Origin of the sequence: Streptomyces litmocidini, assembly GCF_014649755.1 — a bacterium.
Classification (GTDB): Bacteria; Actinomycetota; Actinomycetes; order Streptomycetales; family Streptomycetaceae; genus Streptomyces; species Streptomyces litmocidini.
Window position 1 is genome coordinate 1 of the sequence record NZ_BMTQ01000052.1, and the last position, 1978, is coordinate 1978.

The 1978-nt window shown below is 26.0% G+C and carries 1 protein-coding gene, 1 tRNA gene, 1 rRNA gene and 1 pseudogene; all 4 read left to right on the top strand.

All coding sequences use genetic code 11. The features are described 5' to 3' along the window. Positions 1 to 821 (top strand): 23S ribosomal RNA (locus tag IE180_RS37810); the annotation flags it as partial. A 348-nt stretch (positions 822 to 1169) separates the two neighbouring features. Beyond that, positions 1170 to 1241: transfer RNA gene (locus IE180_RS37815), tRNA-Ala, on the top strand. 91 nt (positions 1242 to 1332) lie between these two features. Further along, positions 1333 to 1509 (top strand): annotated as a pseudogene (locus IE180_RS37820) (cytochrome c oxidase subunit II transmembrane domain-containing protein); the annotation flags it as partial. Between the two features lie 186 nt (positions 1510 to 1695). Continuing rightward, on the top strand, positions 1696 to 1978 hold a 283-nt coding region (locus IE180_RS37825), incomplete at its 3' end, for a cupredoxin domain-containing protein (RefSeq protein ID WP_506005101.1).

Below are 1978 nucleotides of genomic sequence, written 5' to 3' on the forward strand. Positions count from 1 at the left end.
GACACATAATTGGTGTCCTGCATGAATGAATTAACGATGCGATGACTGTATCCATAGTAGACTCAGTGAAATAGCACTCGCGGTGAAGATGCCGTGTACCCGTAGGTTGACAAAAAGACCCTATGCAGCTTTACTATAACTTTATTTTGAATAAATAAATATAAAATATTACAGTTAGTAGGTATTTATAAAATATATATTATATATATATTATTTAAAATTAATGGAAAAACCTATATATATAAAATTTATTATTCTAATTATAAAATAAATTTTCATTAAAATTTATAAAATTATTTAAAACAGTAAAGTGGTTAGTTTCGATGGGGCGTCGACATCAGCGAAAGCATCTGATGTGTCTAAAGATATTTATATACATATATATATTAAAAAAAATTACCTATATTCTTTAGGGTTTATAGGAACTTATTATTTTTATAATAAGATGTATCTTAATGTAATAGAAATATATAAGACGTACAATAGAACTATATGGAGAATAGAATATTTATATATATAAGCAAGGATAACAACATAATTGTGCGATAATAATAATACAAACAAGTGTAATTAGTACTTACGTATAGTGTAGTGAACAGGCATAATCAATTGATATGGATGTCGATAACGGATAAACCGCGTGAGAGTCGATATCGTCAGCGGTGTTTGCCACCTCGATGTCGTCTAAACTCATCCTCCTGGTTGAAGCAATTAGGAAGGGTAGGACTGTTCGTCCTATAATGAGTTACTTGAGATGGGTTAATTACGACGTGAGTCAGTAATGATTTTATCATCTATGGGGTCTTTCTTATTTGTACCTTTATTTGTACGAAAGGATATTAAGGCATTTTCCTATGGTTATTATTCATTTATATTTATATATCATTTTTATATTTTTATATTTGTATATATGCTAAGAAAATTGAGGATACATATTGAACGCATTTCAAATATTAAACCCAACAAATAAGATTTTACATATTTAGATTAATATGTTATATAGTAATATTTAATTATTTTAAATATAAACTAATTATTTTTTCATATACCTTTCAATATTCTTATTTTACCCTTTATTATATATATATATAACTTATATTTAATAATTATTTTCCAAAAGATTAATTTATACCCCCCTTCTTATGTAGGAAAAATAAATTAATATATAAGGGATTATAGATTAATAGGTAAATCATTCGCTTTGCATGCGAACGATATCAGTTCAATTCTGATTAATTCCAATATTTTTGTTTGTATTTATAATAATAATAAATTAATTTATAAAAAATGATTTGATTAGATGTTCCAACACCATGAGGTGTTCGTTTACAAGATGCAGCTACACCTAACCAAGAAGGTATACATGAATTATATGATCATATAATGTTTTATTTAGCTTTAATATTAGGTTTAGTATCGTATATTTTATATGTTATAATAAAAGATTTTAAAAATAATAAATTTGCTTATAAATATTTAAGACATGGACAAACATTAGAAATAATATGAACTATATTCCCTGCTATTATATTATTATTAATAGCTTTCCCTAGTTTTATATTATTATATTTATGTGATGAAGTTTTAACACCTGCTATGACTATTAAAGTTGTAGGTTTACAATGATATTGAAAATATGAATATTCTGACTTTATATCAGATACTGGTGAAACTATAGAATATGAATCATATATTATTCCTGATGATATGTTAGAAGAAGGACAATTAAGATTATTAGATACTGATACTTCTATTATTGTTCCTGTTGATACACATGTAAGATTTATTGTAACTGCTAATGATGTTATTCATTCATTTGCTGTTCCTTCTTTAGGTTTAAAAGTTGATGCTACTCCTGGTCGTTTAAACCAAGTTAGTGCTTTAATACAAAGAACTGGTGTTTATTATGGACAATGTAGTGAATTATGTGGTGTTAACCATGCTTTAATGCCTATAAAAGTTGAATGTGTTCCTATCT